Genomic DNA, 24,446 nt, shown 5'->3' with positions numbered 1-24,446 from the left:
TTCAACTTGTTATTCGTTCCACGGAGCTGTACCAGACACTGTGATACCCATGCTTCTTGCTGTACCTGCCACTTGTCTCATTGCGGACTCCAGTTTGAAAGCATTCAGGTCAGGCATCTTCGTCTCTGCTATCTCTTTAATCTGATCCCATGTTACTGAACCAACTTTGTTACGGTTAGGCTCTTTGGAACCGCTCTTTATCTTAGCGGCATCCATTAGCAACACTGGAGCAGGTGGAGTTTTAACAACGAAGTCAAAAGACTTGTCTGCATAAATAGTAATCAAAACTGGTAACACCTGGCCGGGCTTATCCTGGGTTCTAGCATTGAACTGCTTACAGAACTCCATGATGTTAAGACCTTTAGAACCAAGTGCAGGTCCAACCGGTGGCGATGGATTCGCGGCACCTCCCTTTATCTGAAGCTTCAGATAACCTTTTATTTCCTTTGCCATTCTATGTATTTACTACGATTCTTTTTCTACTTGCATGTAGTTCAGCTCAACCGGCGTGTTTCTTCCAAAGATCTTCACCATTACGTTAAGCTTCTTACGCTCTTCGAACACTTCTTCCACAGTACCTGAGAAACCACTGAATGGACCATCCATTACCTTTACAATTTCTCCTACCACAAATGGAGTATCCAATACTTCCGCCTGCTCTTCTGCCTCGTCTACAGTACCCAGTATCCTGTTTACCTCTGACTGACGCAAGGGCACTGGCTTCTTGCTTGGAGAGCCTTTTTCATCTGTACCCAAAAAGCCGATAACGCCTGGTGTACTAATGATGATATGCTCTGCTTCACCGTGAGAAAGGTCTGCATGAACCAGCACATACCCTGGAAAGAAGCTGCGCTCTCTGATTCTTTTTTTACCCCCACGCATCTCGTATACTTTCTCTGCCGGTATCAACACCTGCGGAACATACTCATCGAGATTGTGACGCATTATCTCATTCTCCAGGTAAGCCTTAGCTTTTTTCTCCTGGCCACTAACGGCGCGAACTACATACCACTTTAAATCAGCCATGTATCTCTAATTTAAAACTGGTTGTAAAACCAGGTAAGCACTGTATCGAACCCGAAGTCCATAGCACCCACCACTAAGGCGAATATTAAAGATCCTATCAACACCAACACAGAACTGTTTTGCAGATCTCCGTATGCTGGCCAGGAGACCTTGTTCTTCATCTCCTCAACTGTGTCGTTAATATAGGTTCTAATATTGCTCATCGCTTCGCTTACCAGATAGTGAAAAAAATTGCACGGGTGGAGAGACTCGAACTCCCAGCCAATGGTTTTGGAGACCACTACTCTACCAATTGAGCTACACCCGTAAAAAAATGCACGCCAATTTTAATTGGAGTGCAAATTTATTCATAAGTTTTATGAAAACAAACCCGATCCCGAAAAAACTTTCAAGATCGGGTTTGCAACATAATTATTAGTCAAGGATTTCAGTTACCTGACCGGCACCTACTGTTCTACCACCCTCACGGATCGCAAAACGCAAACCTTTCTCCATTGCCACAGCGTTGATCAGGTTTACCTCGATAGTGATGTTATCACCTGGCATAACCATTTCTACGCCTTCTGGCAGCATGATCTCACCAGTAACGTCTGTGGTTCTGAAATAGAACTGTGGACGGTACTTGTTGAAGAATGGTGTATGACGGCCACCTTCTTCTTTAGAAAGAACGTAAACCTCAGCTTTGAACTTAGTGTGAGGCTTAACTGAACCTGGCTTACAGATAACCATACCACGACGGATATCAGTTTTCTCTATACCACGAAGAAGCAGACCTACGTTGTCACCAGCTTCACCTCTGTCAAGGATCTTACGGAACATCTCAACACCAGTAACTACTGACTTCAGGTTCTCAGCACCCATACCAAGGATTTCTACAGCCTCGCCAGAGTTGATTACGCCACGCTCGATACGGCCAGTTGCTACTGTACCACGACCAGTGATAGAGAACACGTCCTCTACTGGCATCAGGAATGGAAGGTCAACAAGACGCTCTGGAAGTGGAATCCAGTTATCAACTGCATCCATTAACTCTTCGATAGTCTTAACCCACTTCTCGTCGCCATTCAGGCCACCAAGAGCAGAACCTTGGATTACCGGGATGTTATCGCCATCGAAGTCGTAGAAAGAAAGCAGCTCACGGATTTCCATCTCAACAAGCTCAAGAAGCTCTGGGTCATCCACCATGTCCACTTTGTTCATGAACACTACAAGCTGAGGAACACCTACCTGACGGGCAAGAAGGATGTGCTCACGAGTCTGTGGCATTGGGCCATCAGTAGCAGCAACCACCAGGATAGCGCCGTCCATCTGGGCAGCACCAGTAACCATGTTCTTCACATAGTCAGCGTGACCCGGGCAGTCAACGTGTGCGTAGTGACGGTTTTCAGTAGCGTACTCTACGTGAGATGTATTGATAGTAATACCTCTTTCTTTTTCTTCAGGAGCGTTGTCAATTGAAGAGAAGTCACGCAGTGCAGCAAGACCTTTATTAGCCAACACAGTTGTGATAGCAGCAGTCAAAGTAGTTTTGCCGTGGTCAACGTGACCAATAGTACCGATATTTACGTGCGGTTTGGAACGGTCAAATGTTTCTTTAGCCATTGTATGATATTAAATTAAGGTTAAAACGTTTAAGTTTATGTCGCGCTTTTAAATATACACGTAACGGACTGTGAGCCAACGATGGGAATTGAACCCACGACCCCTTCCTTACCAAGGAAGTACTCTACCCCTGAGCTACGTCGGCTTTTAAATCCATCAGAAAACTACAACCCTATTTACACTAAAAAGGAAGCTCATCTGCATGAATTTCCTTCTCCAGTCCTTATTAGCAAATATGTTTTCTGACTTAAATGAGCGGGAGACGAGGGTCGAACTCGCGGCCTATAGCTTGGAAGGCTATCGCTCTACCAACTGAGCTACTCCCGCTTATTATTTTTTTTAAGTTTATAGTGTAACAACAAACACATTAGCGTTCATTATTACACTATAAACTTAATCTGTGGGGAGAGCAGGATTCGAACCTGCGAAGTCGTAAGACAACGGAGTTACAGTCCGTCCCATTTGGCCGCTCTGGAATCTCCCCGAAGTTAATTCTACATCAAATCAGCAGAACTTTTCCTTAGCAGTTCACTGCTTTCGCCGTGTTCTTTGTTCTAAGGAGATGCAAAATTAAGCCCTTTTTGTTGCAAGTCAAATATTCACGCAAAAAAATGTCAAAAAATTTCTCGGAGCTTAATACACATACATTTCCAGCAGCCGCTCATCCTTCTCGTTTGCCTTTATCTGCTGCATCAGTTGCTGAACTTCCGGCTTTTCAGACATCACCATAAGTGCCTGATAGGCAGAACCCCGCACATAGTATAGGCTATGGTTCTGCGCCAGGTCAGCCAACATAGCGATTGCTTCCGGCGTGTTGGTCTGGCTATTCCCGGCCAGGTAGGCCCCGAAGCTTTGAAGCAGATAATAAAGTTCGCTACCGCCGGCTTTTTTCATTTTCGTCATAAACCAGTCGTATTTTTCAGGACCTGCCTGTACTGCATAGTATGTGGCAAGTGCCAGCACGATCTCCTCATTTTCTTCCTTATCGAACTGCGCTAGCTTCTGTTTTACATCTTGCGCGCCTGTACCGGCATAGGCTAGTATACCTGCCGCGGCCACCTGATAAGAACTATCCTGCATGGCTCTGTTAAATACCGCCTGGTACTTTTCCCCTCCCCAGCCAGCAAGTGCAAGTATGGCTTCTGCACGAACAGATCCTTTTTTATCATCCACAGCCATTTTTCTGATAGCCGGCTCCAGCAACGCTACCTGCCCCTCTTTTAGTCTACTCAGTATATTGATCGCTGTACTACGGACCATCCAGAAGTCATCCTGCAGCGCCTCTTTATAGATAGCCTGTACCTGCGGGCGCGTCGCCTGCTCCTGCAACTCTGCCAATGCCTTTAGCTTAGGCGCCAGTTGGTTAGCGTGCTGGAACTGAAACAGCAGCTCATCTTCTGTTTTCTCATGCTCTACCACTCCCAGCAGCTGCTGCTCGGCGTCGAAAAGCACTAACTGCGGCTGTGAGGCCACATCAAATGTAAAGGTTTGCTCGGCTTTATCTACCACAATCGGGTGGAGCTGCTTTTTGCCGCCTGACCACACGGCCACTTGCAGCGGAAGGCGGTAAACAGGTGCGTAGGTGGTATCTTGTACCTGACGCACGTACAGCTGCAACTGACCTTTGTTGTAGCTCTGTGATACAATAAGCTCCGGGTGCCCCGGCTTCATGAACCATTGGTCGAAGAACCACATCAGATCCTTGCCCGTTACGTCCTCAAAAGCCATGCGCAGTTCCGCCACCTCTACCTCTGTGTACTTGTTACGGGTTAAGTATAGGTTAAGCGAGGCCCACCAGGCATCGTCGCCGACGAGTTTGCGCAGCATGTGCAATACGCGGCCGCCCTTGGCATAAGAGTGGCTGTCAAACATGTCTTCGCGGTCTTTGTAGTAGTAGCGGATAAGGGGCTCGCGCTTCGTTTCTGCTTCGTCTAAATACTGGCCCAGCTCGTCAAGCTGCAGGTAAGCCGCTTCGTCAGCGCCATACTTGTGCTCTGCCCACAGGTACTCCGAATAGTTGGCAAAGGCCTCGTTGAGCGGCAGGTTAGCCCACGACTCGGTGGTGACCAGATCGCCGAACCATTGGTGAAACAGCTCATGGGCGATGATGCCGTCCCAGCTTTTGTCCAGCAGCTCGCGCTCGTTTAGCTGCAGGTCCTCCATAAAGGTAGAGGCCGAGGTATTCTCCATTGCCCCCGACACAAAATCCCGCACCACTACCTGCGCATACTTTGGCCATGGGTAATCTACTCCCAGCTTCTGAGAGAAGAACTCCATCATCTCAGGCGTGTTGCCGAATACCTTCTTAGCCGTTTTCTCATACTCCGGCTCCACGTAGTAGTTTACCTCTATGTCGCGCCACGAGTCTTCTACCACGGCGAACTCCCCTATCGCCAGCATGGCCAGGTAGGGAGCATGTGGCTTCTCCTGCTTCCAGTAATCTGTTTTGGTTCCGTCAGCGTTCTGCCGCGAGTACACAAAGGCACCGTTCGAGAGGGTGGTGTACTTTGGGTCGATCGTGATATAGGTATCCTGCGTCATGCGCTCGTTCGGGGCATCGATGGTCGGGAACCAGGCGGAGCTGGCTTCTGTTTCGCCCTGGGTCCAGATCTGCTGCGGCTTGTCCGGGTTCTCTCCCAGCGGGTTGATAAAGTATAAACCTTTGTCCTCGGTGATGGCGTCGGAGCCGCCAACGGCCAGCTCGTTCGGTTTGGCGGTGTAGCTTATCTCTATTTTATACTCTTCGTCGCGGGTATAGGTCTTGCCCAGATCGATAGTGAGTTTCTGTCCGTCATACTTGTACTTCAGCGCGGTGCCGTCATAACCCTTCATTAGGTACACACTGTGGATATCCATCCCTTTGGCATCCAGCACCAGCTGGTTCTGCGGGTAGAAGTATGGCTTGAGGGTTAGCTCGGCAAGGCCGTTCAGGTACTGCTGCTGCCAGTCGAAACTCACGCGCAGGGTGGTGTGCAGCAGGTCATGCTCCCGGGTGCGCGAGGGGTTGAACTTATACTTCTTGGGCGCCCACGCCGGCACTGCGCCTGTAGGTTTCGCGGCTTTTGTAGTGGCAGGTAGCGGGGCTTTTGCGTCTAAAACTGATTTGTTGGTGCTGCAACCGCCTGCAAAAGCCATGGCAGCGGCAAGGCCGACTATATTCAGAAACCTATGATTCATGCGCTGAAAGTTTTAATTTTGAGGTGAAGTTCTAAAATACTCTGAGAAAACACTAACTTTAAGGTCGAAACCACACGAAAAGAAGATGCTCCAGGTAAAAACCGGTAACGGCAAAACATGGCAGGTTGATATCCAAAAAGATACTATACTTCTCAACAACGCCCCCTTCGACTGGGACATCTCCCCTATCGGACCCAACACATTTCACATCATTAAAGGCACCCGCTCCTTTACCGCCGAGGTTGTTTCTGCTGATTACCAGGAGAAAGCCTTCACGTTTAAAATAAACGGCGCCACGCAAACCGTTAGCGTAAAAGACCGCTTCGACCTGCTGCTGGACAAGCTAGGCATGAGCAACGCCAACGCCCACAAGGTAAACGACGTAAAAGCGCCGATGCCCGGGCTTATACTTGAGGTGAAGGTGCAGCCGGGACAGGAGGTGAAAAAGGGCGACCCGATCATGATCCTGGAGGCCATGAAGATGGAGAACATCCTGAAGTCGCCGGGAGATGGCGTGGTGAAGGAAGTGAAAGTACAGGTAAAGCAGAACGTGGAAAAGAACCAGGTGCTGATCCTTTTTCAATAGCCTTGTGTTAGCGTAAGCGGCTGCCCCCGGTGGCCGCTTCCTGATGTAAAAGAATTCATAACCTATACAGATAGTTTACCGTGAAGTATAAACGAATTTTGCTGAAGCTGAGTGGCGAGGCACTGATGGGCGAACAGCAGTATGGAATAGACTCTAACAGACTGCTGCAGTACGCCGAAGAGATTAAAGAAGTAGCCGCCCTAGGTGTAGAGGTGGCCGTGGTGATTGGCGGAGGCAATATCTTCAGAGGTGTGCAGGCCGAGCAGGTTGGTTTGGACCGCGTGCAAGGCGACTACATGGGCATGCTGGCTACTGTTATTAACAGCATGGCTCTGCAGAGCGCCCTCGAGAAGCTGGGCGTGTACACACGTTTGCTGTCTGGCATTAACATACAGCAGGTGTGCGAGCCCTACATACGCCGCCGTGCGGTGCGCCACCTGGAGAAAGGCCGCGTAGTTATTTTCGGGGCCGGAACCGGTAACCCATACTTCACCACAGACTCTGCGGCATCGCTTAGAGCCATCGAGATCGAGGCGGATGTGGTACTGAAAGGCACCCGCGTGGACGGCATTTACTCTGCCGACCCCGAGAAGGACCCGAACGCCGTGTTCTACAGAAACATCTCGTTTAAGGATGTGTTTGAGAAGGGCCTGAACGTGATGGACATGACTGCCTTTACGCTTTGCAAGGAAAACGGCCTGCCGATCATTGTATTTGATATGAACACGCCGGGCAACCTGAAGCGACTGGTAGAGGGCGAGCAGGTGGGCACGCTGGTAAGTATGGACGACTTGGGCGACACGCTGAAGCAAACCGTAGACCAGATGCAGCCAGGCACTAAAACTGACAAAATATAATTTATTATTTTTGACCCGAAATTTTTCAGAACTCAATAAGTAAACGGATATGACGGAAGAAATTCAGTTTTACCTAAGCGAGGCAGAAGAGTCTATGCAGAAGGCGGTGCAGCACACCGGCAACGAACTGTCTAAAATCAGAGCTGGCAAGGCCTCCCCTGCCATGGTCGAGCACCTGCGTGTTGACTATTACGGCAACCCAACGCCGCTCTCCCAGGTGGCAAACATTGCCACCCCGGATGCGCGCACCCTGCTTATCAAGCCATGGGAGAAAAACATGCTGGGCGAGATCAACAAAGCTATCAAGAACAGCGACCTGGGCCTGAACCCACAGCAGGAGGCAGACGCCGTTCGCCTCAACATTCCGGCCCTCACCGAGGAGCGCCGCCGCGACCTGGTGAAGCAGGTGAAAAACGAGACCGAGAACGGCAAGATCAGCATCCGTAACATCCGCAAAGACGTGAACGACTCGCTGAAGAAACTGCAGAAAGAAGGCACAGCCGAAGACGCCGTACGCGACGCCGAGGGCAAGGTGCAGAAGCTGACAGACGCCTACATCGTGAAGATAGACGAGCTGCTGACCAAGAAAGAAGCCGAGATCATGACGATTTAATCGTATCTCGTAGCACGTATCAAGATACACGAAAACAGAAAAGCCCTTCGATGAAGATCGAAGGGCTTTTCTGTTTTGCTTTCTCCTATTACTTAATCGTGATATGTGTGTCGTGCTACGAGATATGGAAACAGCTACTGGTACAGCTTGTGCACCCGGATATACTCGATCACCTCATCGGGTAGCAGGTATTTTATACTTTTCTCCTCACGGATGCACTGCCGGATAAAGGTGGCGGAGATATCAAGTATCGGCGCTTTCACGAACGTGACGTTGGGCATATCCGGCAACTCGGTGGTAACGGAGCCGGTGCGCGGGTACACGTATACTTTGTGGTACTCCAGTATACTTTCGTAGTTCTTCCATTTCGGGAACAGCGGCAGGTTATCCTCCCCCATGATCAGCACAAACTCGTAGCTTGGGTACTTCTCCTGCAGGTACGTGAGCGTGTCGATGGTATAACTCGGCTTAGGCATGCTGAACTCGATGTTCGACACCCCCAGGTTCGGGTTATCCGCTATCGCGAGGCTTACCATGTGCAGCCGGTCGAACTCGTGCTGCAGCGAGTTGCTGGGCTTAAACGGGTTCTGCGGCGACACCACCAGCCACACTGTGTCCAGGTCGGTATTGGTGGCCATAAAGTTTGCAAGTATGAGGTGCCCGATATGGACGGGGTTAAAGGAGCCAAAAAGCAGCCCTACCTTCATACGATCGCAGGCTCTGACTTAAGAAAATCGTTTACTAGTTTCTCGGCCTCGGCGCAGGCTCTGTCCAGGTCGTCGTTCACGATCACCGTATCGAACTGATCCTCGAAGCCCATCTCGAACTTTGCTTTGAAAACACGGCTGCTGATGCTGGAGGCCGAATCGGTATTGCGGGCGGTCAGACGCTTGGCCAGCTCGTCAATGGACGGTGGCTTCACGAAAACGGCCAGTGCCCTCTCTTTGTAAAAATGCTTGATGCTAAGCCCCCCTTTTACGTCTACGTCCAGGATCACGTGCTTGCCGCTTTTCCAGATGCGCTCTATCTCAGACTTGAGCGTGCCGTAAAAAGCGCCCTCGTATACTTCTTCCCACTCCACAAACTCATCGTTTGCGATTTTCTTTTTAAAATCCTCAGGGGTGATAAAGTAGTAATCTTTGCCGTTTTCCTCGGTGCGGCCACGCTTATCGCGGGTGCAGGCCGAGATGGAGAAGTTCAGCTGCGGGTTTACGCTGAGCAGATGCTTTACAATAGTGGTTTTACCGGCACCGGACGGGGCCGAGAAGATAATAATCTTGCCTTGCATTAGGGGTTATAACGTTTCTTGAATCCTCGCTTTAATTGACTGCACCAGGCTTTTTGGTACAATCACGCGCTTCAGGTGGCCTGTCACCAGCCCTTTCAAGAGCTTTTGTTTCTGATGGTTTTCGAAGCAGCTGACGCACTCCTCAATGTGGTGGTTAAAGAATGTTTGCTCCTCAGAAGAGGCTTCACCGTCAATCATTAGGTCCAGCATGCCGGACACCTTCTCGCAATCTGCCTGCCTGGTCTCGTCAGGTGCCTTCGGATACGCTTCTGTAAATTTTGATTCCATCTTAGCTCAAACTCTTTAAATTTCTTCTCTAACTGTTATAGCCCATGCTTTTCGCATATTTTTCCAACTTCTCCTTCAAAGAGTTTCGGGCCCTGTGCAACCTCGATCGAACGGTACCTATCGGTATGTCCAGGATCTTGGCCATCTCCTCGTAAGTAAAGCCCTCCAGGTCGCAAAGTATAATGACGGTCCTAAAATCCACAGGAAGAGCATTCAGGGCGCTGGCTACCTCATCCCCGATCAGGTCCTGCACACTTTCGGTGCGCATGTCGGTGGTGGAGGCCACTCCGCTCTCACCCTCTACGTCGTCGGTGTTGTAATAGCCTTCAACTTCGCTGTAGTCTACCTTGGCCGGCTGCTTGCTCTTTTTCCGAAACTCGTTTATGAAGGAGTTCTTCAGGATTCGGAACAGCCATGCTTTTGCATTAGTTCCTTGCTCGAAATAGTCGAAAAAGCGGTAGGCCTTCAGGTAGGTCTCCTGCACCAGGTCGTTGGCGTCGTCTTCGTCTAAGGTGAGCCTGTAGGCAAAATTGTACAGAGGGTCGAGCACGGGCAGCAATTCCGCCTCGAACCGTGCGTCCTTTTCCTCCTTACTCAGTTGTTTACCTGTTTGATCGCTCATCTACTTTACTGGATTTTGTACTTTGGTGAAGTCCTCCATCGCGCGTTAAACGCAAATATAGGAATTTTAATTACATACCACGCTTAGGGCTTCAGGGTTGCAGTTGGAAGCCGCGGCCCCACAGTATTATTTCGCCGCGCTGCTGTTTAGCAGCCTGCCCTGTACAGCGTGGTAAGTGATTTTTACGGTTTATAAGAGGTACAGGGTGAAGATTTTGTTCAAATCGACCTATAAATCACATTTATGCAGCCTTTTATGGTACTTTTGCAGTCGTAAGCTCCTGTATAGGATGGAAGTTTAAGCGGAAAAACTCAGCAGATGCGTGTACTACACATAGCCTCAGAAAGGACCTGGCGAGGCGGCGAACAGCAAATAGCATACTTAATTGAGGAACTTCAGCAGCAGCAGGTAGAGAATTTTGTGGCCTGCCGCCGCGGCTCCGCCTTTGAGAGTTACTGCCAGCAGCAAGGTATACCGCACATCTCACTTTCCTTTGCCAAGCCTTTGCTGCCATTAGCCGCCAGCCAGCTAAAGCAGTATGTAAACGCCAATGGCATACAGCTGCTGCACCTGCACTCCAGCCTGGCTCATACATTAGGGGTGCTTACTCACATGATGGGCTCCCAGGCCGATCTTATACTTAGCCGCCGCGTGGAGTTCAGTATAGGTAAAAATCCGCTGTCGGCCTTTAAGTATAACTACGGCGGCATAAAACGCATTATCTGCGTGGCCGAGGCAGTGTGCAGGCAGATGGCGGCTAGTATAAAAGACGGTTCCCGCTGCGTAACCGTGCACAGCGGCATTGACATAGAGAAGGTCAGGCGCAGCATTAACCCGCAAGAGCAGTACCTACGGAATACCTATAATATTCCGCAGCACTTCAAACTAATCGGCAACGTGTCGGCGCTGGACAAGCATAAGGACTACTTCACGTTTCTGGACACGGTGAAGCTCCTGAAAGAGCAGAGCCTGCAGGCGAAATACTTTGCCATAGGCAGCGGGCCATTGGAGCAAGAGATAAAGGAATACGCCATACAACTGGGCCTGCAGGAGGATGTAATCTTTACGGGCTTCCTAAAAAATGCCAGGCAGGTGCTGGCAGAGCTGGACCTGTTCCTGTTTACTACGATTAAAGAAGGCTTGGGCTCCACCGTACTCGATGCATTTGCGTGCGGCACGCCTGTGGTAGCCACGAATACCGGCGGCATACCGGAGATGGTAGAAGATGGTATAACGGGTATGCTGGCCCCGGTAAAATCGCCGGAGAAGCTGGCGCAGAAGTGCCTGCAGGTGCTGCAAGACCCGGAACTACGCAAGCGATTGGTTGAAAACGCCTCCCGCAAGGTACTGGAGTTCTCTAAGCAGCAAACAGCGCTAAAGACATTGGCAGTTTATAAAGAGGTTTTGTCTACCTGATCTTTTCGCAGCATATGCAGCTTCATGTACTTGGTATACACCACAAAGGCCGAGGTTACAGCAATATAGAAACCCTCTTTCCCGTCCATAAAGCCACGTTTTAAGACATAGGACTTAAAGAAACGGAAAGGAGCCTTAAAGAGCAGCGCAGACCAAGTAGCTTTCTTTCCCTTTCTATACATAGCTCTGGACGAAGCATCCGTAAACTTATTTATCTGCCCCAGGTGCTGCGACACGCTATAGTAGGAGTAGTGCAGCAAATCGCCGTGCAGGTGCTGCAGCGTTGCTCCCTGGCTCAGGATGATCTTATCGTGGGGGTTCTCGCCGCCCCAAACAGCTTTGCTGCGGTCAAACAGGCGCACTTTGGTGTCGGGGTACCAGCCGGAGTGATGAATCCACTTGCCGCAGTAGTTGGTGAGGCGGTTCATACTATAGGCATCGGACTGCCAGTTGTTTTTAGCCGCCAATACCGCCTGCTCCAGCTCCGGTGTCAGCGCCTCGTCTGCGTCTAACGAAAGCACGTGCGGGTAAGCTGCCTGCGCGAGGGCGTAGTTCTTTTGCTCTATGTGCCCCCCGAAAGGATGCTCTATAAACCTGGCTCCATAGCTAAGGCAGATCTCTTTAGTACTGTCCGTAGAGAAGGAATCCACTACCACGATCTCATCCGCCACGTTCTTTACAGACTCCAGGCACCGGGCAATATTGCGCTCCTCGTTAAAGGTGATGACAACGGCAGAAAGTTTTACAGGCATAGCGGCAAGGGGCTTCAATGAAAGACGCAAATATCGAGATTTCTTTTCTGATGCAGGAAACAGACAGCACATTTATACTTTACAGCCCCATAAAATCCTGGTTTACTTCCCTTACCCGCCAAAAGTATACTGTTTACAGGGAAGTTCTTTCTTGTCGCCAATAAAATGTAACCCTTTGCCTTATACTTTTTAGCCTTGCCTGCGTAAGCAATTTATACTTTAACCACCTTCGTGTTGGATCTTGTAAAGAAATACCCGCCACTTAGGTTTATGTATGGAGAGTGACAATGTATTTTACGCGTGCTATTGTTTTCCTGTGCCTGTGCATAGCCACTGCTGCTGCTGCCTATGCACAGCAGTACAACATCCGCAGCTGGACGCTGGAGCAGGGTTTGCCGCAATCGCAGGTAATGGCCATACAACAGGACCCGAAAGGGTATCTTTGGTTAGCCACCCGGGCAGGGCTTAGCCGCTTTAACGGCATCGACTTTTATACTTACACCAAAGACAATGGCCTTAGCAGCCACAACATCTCCACCCTTTTTATAGACAGCCGCCACCGCCTCTGGATCGGCACCACCGATGCCGGACTGCAGCTTTTTGAAGGTTCCAGATTCGAGCGTTATGGCCCATCGCAGGGGCTGCAGGCGCAGTCCGTGATGGGAATCTCGGAAGATAGTTCCGGTAAGATCTGGCTGGCTACCAACAACGGTATCTTCTACCTCAGCTCAACCAGCGTGGTAAAGTATAAGGAGCTGCCGGAGATCAGCTATACCGCCATCGCCCACACACCCTCCGGAGACTTATGGGCGGGCAGCCAGGATAGCGGCGTGTACAACGTGTCAGGCACACATCTCACCCACTACAGCACAAGTAACAGCCCGCTGCCCCACAACCAAGTAACGGCCATCACCGCTGATAAGCAAGGTAAGGTATGGATAGGCACCGACCAGGGGCTGGCAAAGGTTAACAGCGGCTCCCTCAGCCTGGTACAGCTGCCCGGCCAGCTAAATAGCAGCCACATCACCAGCTTTACCCACGACCGCTACCAAAACCTGTGGATCGGACTGCAGCGAAACGGCCTGCTAAAGTATAACGGCAGCAAATTCACCTACCTGACCCGCCGCAGCGGCCTCCGCACCAGTCGCATCACGGCGCTGGCCTCTGACACCGAGGGGAATGTGTGGATAGGCACAAACGGCTATGGGGTACAACAATACCGGGCTCCGTGGTTTGTTCACTATTTCGATTTCGGAACAATTTCCGAGCCACGCGTAACAGCAGTAGCCCAGGATAGCGATAACACCATGTGGTTCGGTACTGATGAGGGGGAGCTGGCACGTATGCTGCCGCAGGGCCCGCAGTGGCATACCCCCACCCCATGGCCCCGCGGCGCCACCATCTATAGTTTTCTGCCTGTCGGGGAAGAGCTATGGGCAAGCACCAGCAACGGCATCTGGCGTTTAGGCAAGGGTTCCCCCAGGCGCTACGCAGCCGCAGAGGGACTGCCCGCCCCCGATGTTTACGAGGCCGCCACCGGCCCAGACGGCAAATTATACTTCGCCACTGCCGGCGGCGTGGTGACACTGCGGCAAGACTCGCTCAAGCTTATACCCGCTGCGGAGGGCAACATCAGGGCTAACACCATCTTCCGCGACAGCAAAGACAGGCTGTGGATAGGTGCCGACCAAGGGATATTTCTGGTAAAGCAGGACCAGCTGGAGCAGCCGCGGGAGCTAAAAGGCCTGAACCTGTCGGAAATCCGCTCCATTACCGAAGATAAAAACGGTAACTTATACTTTGCCGCCTTCAACACTGGCCTGCTGCTGCTCCAGAACCAGAGGGCTACGCTTTATACTTCCACTGAGGGCCTGCCAAACGAAGCGATCAAAAGCCTCTATGCCGATGACAGTGACAACCTGTGGATAGCCACCAACCGCGACTTGCTAAAAGTACAGCTGCCCCTGCTGCGCCAGCAGGGCAGGTTCAGCTACAGAACCTACACCAGCCCCAGCGGTTTCAGAGGGTTGGAGGTATGCGACAACGCCATGCTGCAGACAAAAGACGGCCATATGTGGTTTGGAACCACCAAGGGCCTGACCAGGTACCTGCCCCACCTGGATCGCCGCAATCCCGCGTACCCCAAAATGCTGCTTACCGATGTGCTGCTCTACTCCAACCCTACCAATTGGAACGCCCTGGGGTACAAACTGGACAGCCTAACAGGCCTGCCGGTGAACCTGCGCCTGCCACACACGCAGAACCACCTTTCGTTTAACTTCCACGGCATCTCGCTCTCACACCCGGAGCAGGTAATGTATAAGTATAGGCTGAAGGGCTATGATGACACATGGTCACAGGTGACGGAGCGCTCCTTTACAACCTACGCCAACCTCTCGCCGGGCACTTATACGTTTGAACTGCTGGCTCGCAACCTGGATGGCTACTGGACTCCTAAACCCCTTACCTATACTTTTTCTATTGTGCCTCCCATATGGCGGCGCGAGTGGTTTATAGGCGTGTTGCTACTGGTAGTGGCCAGCGCCGTGCTAAGCGTGGTGCGCCTGCGCGAGCGGAGCCTGGTAAAGATGAACTCTCTGCTGGAAATGAAGGTGGACCACCGCACCCGCCTGCTGGAGCGTCAGAACCGCGAGAAAGAGATCTTGCTGCAGGAAATCCATCACCGGGTAAAGAACAACCTCCAGATCGTGATCAGTATGCTGAACCTGCAGGCCCGCCACGTGCAGGACCCTGCGGCGCAGGAAGTGATGCAGGCGCTGCGTAGCCGGGTGCGCTCCATGTCGCTGCTGCACGAGCGCCTTTACCGGCACAACGACTTGGAGCAGATTAACCTGGAGGAGTATTTTCTGGAGATCTGCGAAAGCCTGTATGCCTCTTATGGTATAAGTATGGACAAAATTGAGCTGGAGTTAGACATACCGTACACCAAGGTAGACCTGGATACAGCTATAACCTTAGGACTCATCGTAAACGAATTGGTATCCAATACTTTAAAATACGCGTTCCCTAAAGGAGAGCATGGTATACTGCGGATTGATCTGGTGAAACACGATGAGGTGCAGTATACCCTTACCGTAAGCGATAATGGGCAGGGCCTTCCAGAAGATTTTTTCCTGAGGCAGCAAACCGATCAGTCATTTGGGCTAAAGTTAGTGCAGTCGCTAAGCAAAAAGCTCGACGGGAACATCAGTTTTTACAATAAATATGGCACAAAATCAATATTATATTTTGTTTTGCCATCATAATTATTTTTTTCACGTATGAACCTAATGCTATGACAAAACCTAAAATCCTTATATCGGAAGATGAGGTCATCATCGCGGAAGATCTTGCGGCAAGCCTGGAAGATTTAGGTTATGAGACGTGTGCCATAGATACTGGAGAAGACACGATCGATATGATCCGGGAGACGCAACCTGACCTTGTTCTGTTAGACATCAACCTGAAAGGTGATGCAGACGGAGTAGACATTGGTTTGCGGATCCGCCAGGAGTTCGGTATCCCATTCATCTACCTCACCGCCTACGCCGACCCTGCGACTATTGACCGGGCTAAGAAAACCGAGCCCGACGGTTTTCTTGTGAAACCCTTTGATGACAAGAGCCTGCGCTCGGCCATTGAAATAGCCCTGTACAAACACGACAGCAACCACAAAGACGGCAAGCCAACCAATGGCGCCAGTCTTCACCCCAAAGATAAGGAGGTGGCCACCGACTATATTTTTGTGAAGGTGAAGCACCGCATCATTAAAGTGCACTATAGCGACATACTGTGGGTAGAGGCCTATGACAACTACTCGTTTATAGTTACCGCCGATCAGAAGTACCTGGTAAGCTCTACTCTGAAAGACATGGAGCAGAAGCTGCCGTCGCAGAACTTTGTGCGCGTGCACCGCTCTTACATCGCCAATCTGGATAAAATTGAGGCGCTGGAGGAAAACTCTGTCGTGTTCTCGAAAGGAGAAATCCCGATCGGAAAATCTTATAAGAAAGCGCTGATGTCACGGTTTAACATTATCTAAAATTATACTGCATCACCCGCACCTCTTATCAGCTACTACTGAAAAAGAAAAAGGCCAGTGCTTTGCAGCACTGGCCTCTCTTTATACTTACAGCAGAGGTGTACTTAGTATCTGTAGTACTCTGGCTTAAACGGACCTTCTACTTCCACACCAATGTAAGCGGCCTGCTCAGGAGTAAGCTCGTCCAACTCCACGCCGATTTTACCCAGGTGCAGTCGGGCAACTTTCTCGTCCAGGTGCTTCGGCAAAGTATAAACTTTGTTCTCGTAAGCATCTGTGTTTGTCCAAAGCTCCAACTGGGCCAGGGTCTGGTTAGAGAAGGAGTTTGACATTACGAAGGATGGATGGCCGGTAGCGCAACCCAGGTTTACCAGGCGGCCTTCTGCCAGCACAATAATGTCTTTGCCGTCAATGTTGTAAAGATCCACCTGCGGCTTGATCACGTCTTTCGTGTTGCCATAGGCCTTGTTCAGCCACGCCATGTCGATCTCGTTGTCGAAATGGCCGATGTTACAAACGATGGCTTTATCTTTCATTGAGCGGAATTCGCGCTCACCGATAATGTCTTTGTTTCCGGTTGCCGTCACCACGATGTCGGCCTCTTTTACGGCGTCCGCCATTCTCTTCACGGCAAAGCCGTCCATGGCAGCCTGCAGGGCGCAGATCGGGTCGATCTCCGTAACGATCACGCGGGCACCAGCACCTCTAAGCGAAGCGGCAGAACCTTTTCCTACGTCACCATAACCAGCCACAACAGCCACTTTACCGGCCATCATCACATCCGTAGCACGGCGGATAGCGTCTACCAGAGACTCCTTGCAGCCATACTTGTTATCGAATTTAGATTTGGTTACCGAGTCATTTACGTTGATGGCAGGCATTGGCAGGGTGCCGTTCTTCATGCGCTCGTACAGACGGTGAACGCCAGTAGTTGTTTCCTCAGAAAGGCCTTTGATGCCGCCAGCCAGTTCCGGGTACTGGTCCAGCACCATGTTAGTCAGGTCGCCACCGTCGTCCAGGATCATGTTCAATGGCTTACGGTCTTCCCCGAAGAACAACGTCTGCTCAATGCACCAGTCAAACTCCTCGGCAGTCATACCTTTCCAGGCGTAAACCGAGATACCGGCAGCGGCAATGGCAGCGGCGGCATGGTCCTGCGTAGAGAAAATGTTGCACGAAGACCAGGTTACCTCAGCACCCAGCTCCACCAGCGTCTCGATCAGCACAGCCGTCTGGATCGTCATGTGCAGACAGCCAGCGATGCGGGCTCCTGCCAGTGGCTTACTTGGGCCGTACTCCTCACGGATGGCCATCAAACCAGGCATTTCGGCCTCAGCCAGTCTAATCTCTTTGCGGCCCCAGTCAGCCAGCGATATATCTTTTACCTTGTACTTCAGATATGTCTCTACCATTTTTGTCGTTTTTTCAATTAAAACACAAATTTACGCAATTTGTTGCAGTTCATCAATATTACCTGGCCTGCAGCGTGTAAGAGCCCGTAAGCGGCTAATAAAACAGCGCCTGCCAACGTGTGGCAGGCGCTGCAGCTATAGGTAGTAAAGGAGTTAGCTTAGTTATTCACAATCACTTCGGCGCCAAGCGTGTTCGTGTTATCTGCCGGCGGGCTCAGGAAGCCTTTGGCAAAGACGGTGTAGATCTTGCCTGGCTGCAGGTCCAGCGTGGCGGTTACAGCGGCCACGTCGGTGCCCACAGGCTGCGCTTCTACGGTATAGGTGCCGGCTGCCACGGGGGTAAAGGCAGTTGCTTCTGTAAACTCAACATCCGTAAACAAGTCAGGTCCACCCTGCACTACGATGTCCACATTTGGCGCATCCGGCGAAAGGTGCACAAAACGCACATGTGCCTGGCCACTGGCAGGAGCTGTCAGGTCATCCACCAGCACGATGGGTGTAATATTACTCAGCTCGTCGGCGGCAAACACGGTATAGTTCATGTCTTTCTCTAAAGTCACATCGGCATCTATCACAGGGCTGCCCAAACCGGCACCGGCAGCGGTTACTTTAAAGTTTCGCTCGCCTGCCTCTACTTCCAGGTAGCCTGTGTTTTCAGGGTAATTCAGTGCGGCATTATTTACTTTGGTGTCATCTACATAAAGGTCTACGCCCGGGGCGTCGGGGGAGGCATGCACAACCATCACATTTGCCTGATCCACCATCAGGTCCACATCGTCATCGTCGTCGTCGCAGCTTGCCAGAAACAGTGTCGGCAATACAGCCAGCAATGTCATTTTCATCCAGTACTTCATAGCTAATTAAAATTAAGGTTAAAAATCTGTTTGCTACCTGTGTAACTAGCTGTGCACTATTTTGTTTAATGTTTTTAAAAGTTTATTAAACAAAATGTTTTAAAAAAAGCCTCTCCCGATTTGAGTATCTTTGCCATAAGTACATATTTTAAGGCTTTATGCGCGATTTTACCCCCGAGGAGCAGGAATTTATACTTCGGCACCAGCAGCACGATGTGGCCCAGCTGATGTTGCAGGCCAGCCGTTACCCGCAGTTGCCGGTGCAGGAGCTGGTGCAGCAGGTAAAGGCACGACAAAAGGCGGCCCAAAAGCTACCTACCTGGGTTACGCACCCGCAGGCGGTGTTCCCGGTGGCCCTATCGGTGGAGCAGAGCTCGTCGGAGTTAACGGCGGCATACAAGGCCAGCCTGGTGAGCGGAAAACTGCTGGTGGACCTGACCGGGGGATTTGGGGTGGATAGCTTCTACTTTGCCCGCAGCTTTACGGAGGTGGTGCACGTGGAGCAGAACCGGGAGTTGCAGGAGGTGGCCAAGTATAACTTCGGGTTGCTGGGCGCCGCCAACATCCAAAGTATAAACTCCACTGCCGAGGACTTTCTGCATACGTTTGAGGGCAAGGCTGATGTGCTGTACCTAGACCCCGCCCGCCGCGGCCACCATGACCAGAAGCTGCACCTGCTGCAGGACTGCGAGCCGGATGTGCTTAACTTGCTGCCCCTGCTCTTCCAGAAGGCCGATGCCATACTTCTGAAGACCTCGCCGATGCTCGATATTGAGCAGGCGCTGCAGGAGTTGGCCCACGTGGAACATGTGTGGGTGGTGGCGCTGCAGAACGAGGTAAAGGAGGTTTTATACTTGCTGAGACCAGAGGCGCCCGCCCCTGCCGATGCGCCCCGCACAGCCGTGAACCTGCTGCCAAACAGTGAGCCGCAAATCCTCACCTTTACCCGCACCCAGGAAGAGGCCGCCGCCCCCTCCTACGCCGACCCGCAGGAATTTGTGTACGAGCCCAACGCCGCCATACTTAAAGCCGGGGCTTACCGCTACCTGGGCCAGCACCTGCAGCTGCACAAACTGCACCCCAACAGCCACCTTTATACCTCGGCACAGTTGCTGCCATACTTCCCGGGCCGCAATTTCCGATGCCTGGGCGTGAGCCGCTACAACAAAAAGGAGCTGCTGAGACAACTGCCGGAGAAAAAAGCAAACATCACAGTGCGCAACTTCCCGGAGTCAGTGGCTGACATCCGCCGGAAAACAGGTATAAAAGAGGGCGGCCATACCTACCTCTTCTTTACCACCGATATGCACCAGAAGCCCGTGGTGCTGATCTGCGAGAAAGCCTAACCCCTTACCAAACCTGTTTATAGACCGTACAAAGTATAAGCACTTACCTAAAAAGTGTTTATACTTTGCATCTTTTAACACCACAGGCAATGGCACAGGAGAAGGACGAGGACCAGCAACAGCAGCCAGTACGCAAGAAGCAGGATGTGAGCGAGAACTTCTGCACCACAAAGCCGGTAAAGGGCCGCACCTCCTCCCAAACCAGAGCCACCTCCCCCACTGCCGGCGGTAGTGGCAGCATCACCAACATCCGCACCGGGAAAGGCACCGAAGAGAGCAGCCAGAAAAAGAGCTGAGCCCGCAGCAACCCAACATGCGCCGCCAACCAACGTACACTAGGAGACGGCCTTTGAGCAAAGGCCTTATGTTTCACCTAAAAACCTATGAAACCGGATGAAAGGACAGAAAAACAACAGCTGGGAGTTCCACGGCTTTTCGAGCAACCCTGAGAAATCTTTCGAGGCAGGCAAAAAAGGAAGTAGACTGGCTGTAGAGGCCTCTCTGAGAAAAATCGAGAACAATCCTCAGAACCCAAGCGCCCAGGCTAAAACCGCTTCTAAAACAAGCAACCAGAACAAGCCTACGCAGGGCAAAGGCTGGCAAAACGCTGCCGCCAGCTCCAACAAAGCAGGCAAAAAAGACCAAAGCCCTTCTTCTGAAGAGTAGGCCGCCCAACTTAACCTATGAAAACCATGAAAGATCAAGATAAAAAGCGACAGCACGACCTGACCGACAAAAGCAAAAGCAGCGGCAAGGACATCAGCAACAGCCTGGAGCGCGACGTGACAGATACAAAGCTCTCTGGAAAGCAGACGCCCCAGGGCCGCACCGACAACGAGCAGGACCGTGAGAGCAATAAGCGTAAAAGCTAAACCGACACTATACTCCGATGTAACAGCCACAGCACCTAATGTTGTGGCTGTTTTGCGTTATGCATCTCTGCAAATCTTCTTACCTTGCCAATGGTTATTTTCTTCTGCTGATACTATGAAAAATATACTTCCGCTCCTGTTATTGTTGCTCTGCACGGTGGCTGCCACAGCACAGGCTCCAAGCCAGAAAACTGTCACGTTTATGCTGCACACGCCCGGCCTGCCCGACACAGCACAGGTTTACATTACCGGCAACGCCGCTGAACTTGGCAACTGGGACCCGGGCAAGGTTAAAATGGAGCGATCCGGTGCAGACACCTGGCAAAAGGAGATCTCGCTGCAAGACCTCATGCACCTGGAGTACAAGTATACCCTCGGCAGTTGGGAGCAGGAGGCTGCCGACAGCACCGGAAGCCCCCTCCGCAACTTTACCGTGAAGGTAGAGAGCAGCCTTCAGGTAAAGAACCAGGTAACGAACTGGCGCAGCGGCAACGAGCCCAAAGTTGTAAAGGGAGGCGTTACAGGCAAGCTGGCCTATCACGAGCAGGTAGGAAAAAGCGGCATCATACCGGCCCGCGACCTAGTTGTGTGGCTACCGCCAAACTATGAGCAGAACAAAAAAAAGCGCTACCCGGTGCTCTACCTGCACGATGGCCAGAACCTGTTTGACCCTAACACCAGCTCGTTTGGGGTGGATTGGCGCGTGGATGAAACCGCCGATAGCCTGATCCGTGCCGGAGCCATAGAGCCGATCATCATTGTGGGCATCAACAACACCGAAGCCCGTATGCAGGAGTATGTGCCCGGCGAGAAAGGCGCTGCTTACGTGGAGTATGTGGTGAACACGGTAAAACCTTTCATCGACAGCACCTACCGCACCAAACCCGGTGCAAAGTATACCGCCACCGGCGGCTCCTCGGCGGGCGGCACCATTGCCTTTGTGCTGGCCTGGGAGCACCCCAATATTTTCTCCAAAGCCATCTGCATGTCGCCGGCTTTTAAGATACAGCAGATAGACTACGTGGATGACGTACTGGCCTACCAAAGCAGGAAGAAGCCTGTATATTTTTACATCGATAACGGAGGCGTGGAACTGGAGGAGCAGCTGCAGCCGGGCATAGACGAGATGCTGCAAGCCCTGAAGCAAAAAGGCTACCGCGAAGGCAAAGATTTCACTTGGGTAAAGGATGAGAATGCCAAGCATTTTGAGTCGGCGTGGGGCAAACGGATGCCAGGGGCGCTGAAGCTGCTTTTCCCGGCCAAATAAGCCTTTCTGTTGCCGCTTAAATGTAGCATACCCTTAACATTACCGGCTTTTACGGTTGCTTTTTTATAATTAAATTGCTTCTTCCTTTAAAGTATAATAAAAGCTGTTCAGCGATAGAGGCAAAGGCAATGTTTGAGATCAAATACCTGTACGAGGTTCCGCAGCACTTCGACACCGTGGCCGACTGGATTTACCGGCAGTGGTGGCAGAAACCCGGCAGCACCGCCGACGTGGTGAAAACGCCCCTGCGCGAGCACATGCAGGCGCAGCCTTTGCCTGCCGCGTTTGTGGCGCTGGAAGGCGACAAGCCAGTGGGCTCTGTTTTGTTAATCGAGAGCGATGGTGTGGATGCGTTGCCTGACCTGAAGCCCTGGCTGGCCGCGCTCTACGTGCTGCCCGAGTACCGCGGGCAGGGCGTGGGAAAATTGCTGGTGCAAGCGCTGGAGCAGCATGCTCAACAGGCAGACTTTACAGATTTATATTTAGTGGCCACAGACAGGGTGAGCTTTTACTATGACCTGGGCTGGCGCGTGTATACCAAACTGGTAGGTAAAACCGGCATCACCATCATGCACAAAAGTATGGCTGCGGATCCTGTCACCACAGGCAACAGCAAGTAGCAAGTATAAACCTACTCGCTACAGATGCACAGTTTATCTGCCGTACCCCGTGTAGCTTTACCGAAAAATCACAGCCTACACTATGCTGCAAAAAATTATACGCACCGATAACGCTAAAACAACCATTCTGATCCGGCTCATTGTAGGCGTGGTCTTTTTATCAGAGGGGATACAGAAGTTTTTGTTCCCGGATACCCGTGGCGCGGGGCGGTTTGAGAAGATCGGCTTGCCCTCGCCGGAGTTCCTGGGCTACTTTGTCGGCTCTTTCGAGACTATTTGCGGTGCCCTGATTTTACTCGGGCTTCTCACACGTCTTCCGCACCGACTGGGCCATGTTGCTGGGCAGTATTTTCCTGCTGCTAAAAGGCGGCGGCTATTGGTCGGTAGATAAAAAGCTGTTGCATGAAGCCTAAGAACGGAGAGGTACAGGAGGTCGGTAAGCTTTTCCTGAAACTCGGCACCATCGCCTTCGGAGGTCCCGCCGCACACATCGCCATGATGGAAGACGAGGTGGTGAAGAAACGGCAGTGGATGACGCATGAGCATTTCCTGGACCTGGTGGGTGCCACCAACCTCATCCCCGGCCCCAACTCCACCGAAATGACCATGCATTGCGGCTATGAGCGTGGCGGCTGGAGAGGGCTTATACTTGCGGGAGCCGCCTTTATACTTCCGGCCGTGCTGATAACGATGGTATTTGCCTGGCTCTACAGCAAGTATGGGCAGCTGCCCGAGGTGGAGCCGTACATTTACGGCATCAAACCGGCGGTTATTGCCATCATACTTTCCGCCCTGATCAGCCTGGGCAAAAAAGCCCTGAAGAATGTAGAGCTGTGGGTTCTGGGCATTTTAACGGTACTGGCCGCCCTGCTTGGCGTAAACGAGATTGTGGCGCTTTTTGCCTGCGGTTTTGCCGGCTTGCTGCTATACTTTATAAGGAGCCACGCTAAAACAGCCAACGGTTTTTCTCCACTTATACTTTTACAGGCGCCTTTGCTCGCAGTACAAAGCGGTAACCTTAAGATCTGGCTGATCTTCCTGAAAGTGGGTGCCCTGCTCTATGGCAGCGGCTATGTGCTGTTTGCCTTCTTGGATGCGGAACTGGTAAGCAACGGCCTGCTGACGCGGCAGGAGCTGATAGACGCAGTGGCTGTGGGGCAGTTTACGCCAGGGCCGGTGCTCTCCACTGCTACCTTTATAGGTTGGCAACTAAACGGGTTCTGGGGAGCTTTGGCGGCTACTGTGGGCATTTTCCTGCCTTCGTTCGTGTTTGTGGCCATCCTCAACCCGCTCATCCCCAAGCTCCGTAAGTCCAAAGCCATGTCTGCCTTTCTGGATGCCGTGAACGTGGCTGCCGTAGCCGTTATACTTGCCGTCGCCATCGAGATGAGCCGCGACACCCTCACCGACTGGCGCACCGTCCTCATCGCCATCATCAGTTTTGCCGCTGTGTTTGTGTTTAAAAAGCTAAACAGTGCTTTCATCGTGATCGGCGGGGCAGTGCTGGGGTATTTGCTGATGTTGGTGTAAATCTCTTCCAACCCTCTCCTTTTATCGAGGCCCCCTGCCATAAAACAGGGGAGAGAGCTTCTGCAGTTGTAAACCCACCCCTACCCCTCCCGAGAGGGGAATTATACTTACTTCTTCGCCTGTCATCTCGACCGCCAGGGAGAGATCTGAATCAGGAATTTATAGGATTAATAGATGGACAGGATTTTCCTGCATATCACAGTCATCCCCCTGCCCCCTTCGAAGGGGGACTTTTGGCAGGAGATTACACCCCTATTAACCTTTGGTCGCAAGCTT

Annotated in this window: 26 protein-coding genes and 4 tRNA genes; 14 read left to right on the top strand and 16 right to left on the bottom strand. The window is 51.6% G+C overall.

Annotated features, from left to right (window positions below; genetic code table 11):
• Window positions 1–9 precede the first annotated feature (9 nt).
• The 9 genes from rplK to OO017_RS00835 form a co-directional block, all read right to left on the bottom strand.
• A complete protein-coding gene (rplK, locus tag OO017_RS00875; protein WP_266050553.1) occupies window positions 10–453 on the bottom strand; it encodes a 50S ribosomal protein L11 in 444 nt (147 codons plus the stop codon).
• A gap of 12 nt (window positions 454–465) precedes the next feature.
• A complete protein-coding gene (nusG, locus tag OO017_RS00870; protein ID WP_266050552.1) occupies window positions 466–1,026 on the bottom strand; it encodes a transcription termination/antitermination protein NusG in 561 nt (186 codons plus the stop codon).
• 11 nt (window positions 1,027–1,037) lie between these two features.
• Window positions 1,038–1,229 carry a preprotein translocase subunit SecE gene (gene secE, locus OO017_RS00865; protein ID WP_266050551.1) on the bottom strand — a complete coding sequence of 64 codons (192 nt, stop codon included), beginning with the start codon at window positions 1,227–1,229 and terminating at the stop codon, window positions 1,038–1,040.
• A 31-nt stretch (window positions 1,230–1,260) separates the two neighbouring features.
• Window positions 1,261–1,333: transfer RNA gene (locus OO017_RS00860), tRNA-Trp, on the bottom strand.
• 107 nt (window positions 1,334–1,440) lie between these two features.
• A complete protein-coding gene (gene tuf / locus OO017_RS00855) occupies window positions 1,441–2,628 on the bottom strand; it encodes an elongation factor Tu (RefSeq protein ID WP_266050550.1) in 1,188 nt (395 codons plus the stop codon).
• 73 nt (window positions 2,629–2,701) lie between these two features.
• Window positions 2,702–2,773, bottom strand: a tRNA-Thr gene (locus tag OO017_RS00850).
• Between the two features lie 109 nt (window positions 2,774–2,882).
• Window positions 2,883–2,955, bottom strand: a tRNA-Gly gene (locus OO017_RS00845).
• 74 nt (window positions 2,956–3,029) lie between these two features.
• A tRNA-Tyr gene (locus OO017_RS00840) sits at window positions 3,030–3,112 on the bottom strand.
• A gap of 149 nt (window positions 3,113–3,261) precedes the next feature.
• Window positions 3,262–5,805: a M1 family aminopeptidase gene (locus OO017_RS00835; protein ID WP_266050549.1), complete on the bottom strand. Its 2,544-nt coding sequence runs from the start codon at window positions 5,803–5,805 to the stop codon at window positions 3,262–3,264.
• 85 nt (window positions 5,806–5,890) lie between these two features.
• Between OO017_RS00835 and OO017_RS00830 the strand changes: the two genes are divergently transcribed.
• The 3 genes from OO017_RS00830 to frr all read left to right on the top strand — a co-directional run bounded on the left by OO017_RS00830 (window position 5,891) and on the right by frr (window position 7,861).
• Window positions 5,891–6,391, top strand: a complete 501-nt coding sequence (locus OO017_RS00830; RefSeq protein WP_266050548.1) for a biotin/lipoyl-containing protein — start codon at window positions 5,891–5,893, stop codon at window positions 6,389–6,391.
• A gap of 80 nt (window positions 6,392–6,471) precedes the next feature.
• Window positions 6,472–7,248, top strand: a complete 777-nt coding sequence (gene pyrH, locus OO017_RS00825; RefSeq protein ID WP_266050547.1) for a UMP kinase — start codon at window positions 6,472–6,474, stop codon at window positions 7,246–7,248.
• A gap of 49 nt (window positions 7,249–7,297) precedes the next feature.
• Complete coding sequence (frr, locus tag OO017_RS00820; RefSeq protein ID WP_266050546.1) at window positions 7,298–7,861, top strand: ribosome recycling factor; 564 nt, start codon at window positions 7,298–7,300, stop codon at window positions 7,859–7,861.
• 134 nt (window positions 7,862–7,995) lie between these two features.
• On the opposite strand, the gene nadD is transcribed toward frr, so the two are convergent.
• Genes nadD through OO017_RS00800 form a run of 4 tightly spaced genes read right to left on the bottom strand, consistent with a single transcriptional unit; the run spans window position 7,996 to window position 10,059 of the window.
• Window positions 7,996–8,568: a nicotinate (nicotinamide) nucleotide adenylyltransferase gene (gene nadD / locus OO017_RS00815; protein ID WP_266050545.1), complete on the bottom strand. Its 573-nt coding sequence runs from the start codon at window positions 8,566–8,568 to the stop codon at window positions 7,996–7,998.
• The gene (gene gmk, locus OO017_RS00810) at window positions 8,565–9,149 is read right to left on the bottom strand and encodes a guanylate kinase (RefSeq protein ID WP_266050544.1); all 585 of its coding nucleotides are present in this window, start codon (window positions 9,147–9,149) and stop codon (window positions 8,565–8,567) included. Before gmk ends, nadD begins: the two co-directional genes overlap by 4 nt.
• A gap of 6 nt (window positions 9,150–9,155) precedes the next feature.
• Entirely contained in the window at window positions 9,156–9,437 is a 282-nt protein-coding gene (locus OO017_RS00805; protein WP_266050543.1) for a zf-HC2 domain-containing protein, read from the bottom strand.
• Window positions 9,438–9,465: 28 nt separating this feature from the next.
• Window positions 9,466–10,059 (bottom strand): sigma-70 family RNA polymerase sigma factor, encoded by a 594-nt coding sequence (locus tag OO017_RS00800; RefSeq protein ID WP_266050542.1) that lies wholly within the window; start codon window positions 10,057–10,059, stop codon window positions 9,466–9,468.
• Between the two features lie 318 nt (window positions 10,060–10,377).
• On the opposite strand from OO017_RS00800, the gene OO017_RS00795 reads away from it, so the two are divergent.
• Window positions 10,378–11,475 (top strand): glycosyltransferase family 4 protein, encoded by a 1,098-nt coding sequence (locus OO017_RS00795; RefSeq protein WP_266050541.1) that lies wholly within the window; start codon window positions 10,378–10,380, stop codon window positions 11,473–11,475.
• Here OO017_RS00795 and OO017_RS00790 read toward each other — a convergent pair.
• Window positions 11,451–12,227 carry a glycosyltransferase family 2 protein gene (locus OO017_RS00790; RefSeq protein WP_266050540.1) on the bottom strand — a complete coding sequence of 259 codons (777 nt, stop codon included), beginning with the start codon at window positions 12,225–12,227 and terminating at the stop codon, window positions 11,451–11,453. The genes OO017_RS00795 and OO017_RS00790 overlap by 25 nt on opposite strands.
• Before the next feature lie 287 nt (window positions 12,228–12,514).
• Here OO017_RS00790 and OO017_RS00785 point away from each other — a divergent pair, with 287 nt between their 5' ends.
• Both OO017_RS00785 and OO017_RS00780 read left to right on the top strand, forming a co-directional pair.
• Complete coding sequence (locus OO017_RS00785; RefSeq protein WP_266050539.1) at window positions 12,515–15,493, top strand: ligand-binding sensor domain-containing protein; 2,979 nt, start codon at window positions 12,515–12,517, stop codon at window positions 15,491–15,493.
• A gap of 29 nt (window positions 15,494–15,522) precedes the next feature.
• The gene (locus tag OO017_RS00780) at window positions 15,523–16,269 is read left to right on the top strand and encodes a LytR/AlgR family response regulator transcription factor (RefSeq protein ID WP_266050538.1); all 747 of its coding nucleotides are present in this window, start codon (window positions 15,523–15,525) and stop codon (window positions 16,267–16,269) included.
• Window positions 16,270–16,373: 104 nt separating this feature from the next.
• Here OO017_RS00780 and ahcY read toward each other — a convergent pair whose 3' ends face one another.
• Both ahcY and OO017_RS00770 read right to left on the bottom strand, forming a co-directional pair.
• Window positions 16,374–17,681 (bottom strand): adenosylhomocysteinase, encoded by a 1,308-nt coding sequence (gene ahcY / locus OO017_RS00775; RefSeq protein ID WP_266050537.1) that lies wholly within the window; start codon window positions 17,679–17,681, stop codon window positions 16,374–16,376.
• A gap of 158 nt (window positions 17,682–17,839) precedes the next feature.
• Window positions 17,840–18,535 carry a DUF4397 domain-containing protein gene (locus OO017_RS00770; protein ID WP_266050536.1) on the bottom strand — a complete coding sequence of 232 codons (696 nt, stop codon included), beginning with the start codon at window positions 18,533–18,535 and terminating at the stop codon, window positions 17,840–17,842.
• Between the two features lie 158 nt (window positions 18,536–18,693).
• On the opposite strand from OO017_RS00770, the gene OO017_RS00765 reads away from it, so the two are divergent.
• The 8 genes from OO017_RS00765 to chrA all read left to right on the top strand — a co-directional run bounded on the left by OO017_RS00765 (window position 18,694) and on the right by chrA (window position 24,170).
• Entirely contained in the window at window positions 18,694–19,881 is a 1,188-nt protein-coding gene (locus OO017_RS00765) for a THUMP-like domain-containing protein (RefSeq protein ID WP_266050535.1), read from the top strand.
• A gap of 65 nt (window positions 19,882–19,946) precedes the next feature.
• Window positions 19,947–20,177 carry a hypothetical protein gene (locus OO017_RS00760; protein ID WP_266050534.1) on the top strand — a complete coding sequence of 77 codons (231 nt, stop codon included), beginning with the start codon at window positions 19,947–19,949 and terminating at the stop codon, window positions 20,175–20,177.
• A gap of 97 nt (window positions 20,178–20,274) precedes the next feature.
• Complete coding sequence (locus OO017_RS00755; protein ID WP_266050533.1) at window positions 20,275–20,547, top strand: hypothetical protein; 273 nt, start codon at window positions 20,275–20,277, stop codon at window positions 20,545–20,547.
• A gap of 26 nt (window positions 20,548–20,573) precedes the next feature.
• Window positions 20,574–20,753, top strand: a complete 180-nt coding sequence (locus tag OO017_RS00750; protein ID WP_266050532.1) for a hypothetical protein — start codon at window positions 20,574–20,576, stop codon at window positions 20,751–20,753.
• Window positions 20,754–20,868: 115 nt separating this feature from the next.
• Window positions 20,869–22,020 carry an alpha/beta hydrolase-fold protein gene (locus OO017_RS00745; RefSeq protein ID WP_266050531.1) on the top strand — a complete coding sequence of 384 codons (1,152 nt, stop codon included), beginning with the start codon at window positions 20,869–20,871 and terminating at the stop codon, window positions 22,018–22,020.
• Window positions 22,021–22,148: 128 nt separating this feature from the next.
• A complete protein-coding gene (locus OO017_RS00740; protein WP_266050530.1) occupies window positions 22,149–22,640 on the top strand; it encodes a GNAT family N-acetyltransferase in 492 nt (163 codons plus the stop codon).
• An 82-nt stretch (window positions 22,641–22,722) separates the two neighbouring features.
• On the top strand, window positions 22,723–23,031 hold the full coding sequence (locus tag OO017_RS00735; RefSeq protein ID WP_266050529.1) for a DoxX family protein: 309 nt from the start codon (window positions 22,723–22,725) through the stop codon (window positions 23,029–23,031).
• An 11-nt stretch (window positions 23,032–23,042) separates the two neighbouring features.
• The gene (chrA, locus tag OO017_RS00730; protein WP_266050528.1) at window positions 23,043–24,170 is read left to right on the top strand and encodes a chromate efflux transporter; all 1,128 of its coding nucleotides are present in this window, start codon (window positions 23,043–23,045) and stop codon (window positions 24,168–24,170) included.
• Window positions 24,171–24,446 lie beyond the last annotated feature (276 nt).

The sequence above is a fragment of the Pontibacter anaerobius genome (genome assembly GCF_026241195.1).
Lineage (GTDB): Bacteria > Bacteroidota > Bacteroidia > Cytophagales > Hymenobacteraceae > Pontibacter > Pontibacter anaerobius.
Note: the sequence above shows the minus strand (reverse complement) of the source record. Positions and strands in the feature narration are given on the sequence as shown.

Bases quoted from the DNA above. Each gene is read 5' to 3' on its own strand.
- rplK (WP_266050553.1), bottom strand. From the start codon at position 453: ATGGCAAAGGAAATAAAAGGTTATCTGAAGCTTCAGATAAAGGGAGGT.
- nusG (WP_266050552.1), bottom strand. From the start codon at position 1,026: ATGGCTGATTTAAAGTGGTATGTAGTTCGCGCCGTTAGTGGCCAGGAG.
- secE (WP_266050551.1), bottom strand. From the start codon at position 1,229: ATGAGCAATATTAGAACCTATATTAACGACACAGTTGAGGAGATGAAG.
- tuf (WP_266050550.1), bottom strand. From the start codon at position 2,628: ATGGCTAAAGAAACATTTGACCGTTCCAAACCGCACGTAAATATCGGT.
- OO017_RS00835 (WP_266050549.1), bottom strand. From the start codon at position 5,805: ATGAATCATAGGTTTCTGAATATAGTCGGCCTTGCCGCTGCCATGGCT.
- OO017_RS00830 (WP_266050548.1), top strand. From the start codon at position 5,891: ATGCTCCAGGTAAAAACCGGTAACGGCAAAACATGGCAGGTTGATATC.
- frr (WP_266050546.1), top strand. From the start codon at position 7,298: ATGACGGAAGAAATTCAGTTTTACCTAAGCGAGGCAGAAGAGTCTATG.
- nadD (WP_266050545.1), bottom strand. From the start codon at position 8,568: ATGAAGGTAGGGCTGCTTTTTGGCTCCTTTAACCCCGTCCATATCGGG.
- gmk (WP_266050544.1), bottom strand. From the start codon at position 9,149: ATGCAAGGCAAGATTATTATCTTCTCGGCCCCGTCCGGTGCCGGTAAA.
- OO017_RS00805 (WP_266050543.1), bottom strand. From the start codon at position 9,437: ATGGAATCAAAATTTACAGAAGCGTATCCGAAGGCACCTGACGAGACC.
- OO017_RS00800 (WP_266050542.1), bottom strand. From the start codon at position 10,059: ATGAGCGATCAAACAGGTAAACAACTGAGTAAGGAGGAAAAGGACGCA.
- OO017_RS00795 (WP_266050541.1), top strand. From the start codon at position 10,378: ATGCGTGTACTACACATAGCCTCAGAAAGGACCTGGCGAGGCGGCGAA.
- OO017_RS00790 (WP_266050540.1), bottom strand. From the start codon at position 12,227: ATGCCTGTAAAACTTTCTGCCGTTGTCATCACCTTTAACGAGGAGCGC.
- OO017_RS00785 (WP_266050539.1), top strand. From the start codon at position 12,515: ATGTATTTTACGCGTGCTATTGTTTTCCTGTGCCTGTGCATAGCCACT.
- OO017_RS00780 (WP_266050538.1), top strand. From the start codon at position 15,523: ATGACAAAACCTAAAATCCTTATATCGGAAGATGAGGTCATCATCGCG.
- ahcY (WP_266050537.1), bottom strand. From the start codon at position 17,681: ATGGTAGAGACATATCTGAAGTACAAGGTAAAAGATATATCGCTGGCT.
- OO017_RS00770 (WP_266050536.1), bottom strand. From the start codon at position 18,535: ATGAAGTACTGGATGAAAATGACATTGCTGGCTGTATTGCCGACACTG.
- OO017_RS00765 (WP_266050535.1), top strand. From the start codon at position 18,694: ATGCGCGATTTTACCCCCGAGGAGCAGGAATTTATACTTCGGCACCAG.
- OO017_RS00755 (WP_266050533.1), top strand. From the start codon at position 20,275: ATGAAAGGACAGAAAAACAACAGCTGGGAGTTCCACGGCTTTTCGAGC.
- OO017_RS00750 (WP_266050532.1), top strand. From the start codon at position 20,574: ATGAAAGATCAAGATAAAAAGCGACAGCACGACCTGACCGACAAAAGC.
- OO017_RS00745 (WP_266050531.1), top strand. From the start codon at position 20,869: ATGAAAAATATACTTCCGCTCCTGTTATTGTTGCTCTGCACGGTGGCT.
- OO017_RS00740 (WP_266050530.1), top strand. From the start codon at position 22,149: ATGTTTGAGATCAAATACCTGTACGAGGTTCCGCAGCACTTCGACACC.
- OO017_RS00735 (WP_266050529.1), top strand. From the start codon at position 22,723: ATGCTGCAAAAAATTATACGCACCGATAACGCTAAAACAACCATTCTG.
- chrA (WP_266050528.1), top strand. From the start codon at position 23,043: ATGAAGCCTAAGAACGGAGAGGTACAGGAGGTCGGTAAGCTTTTCCTG.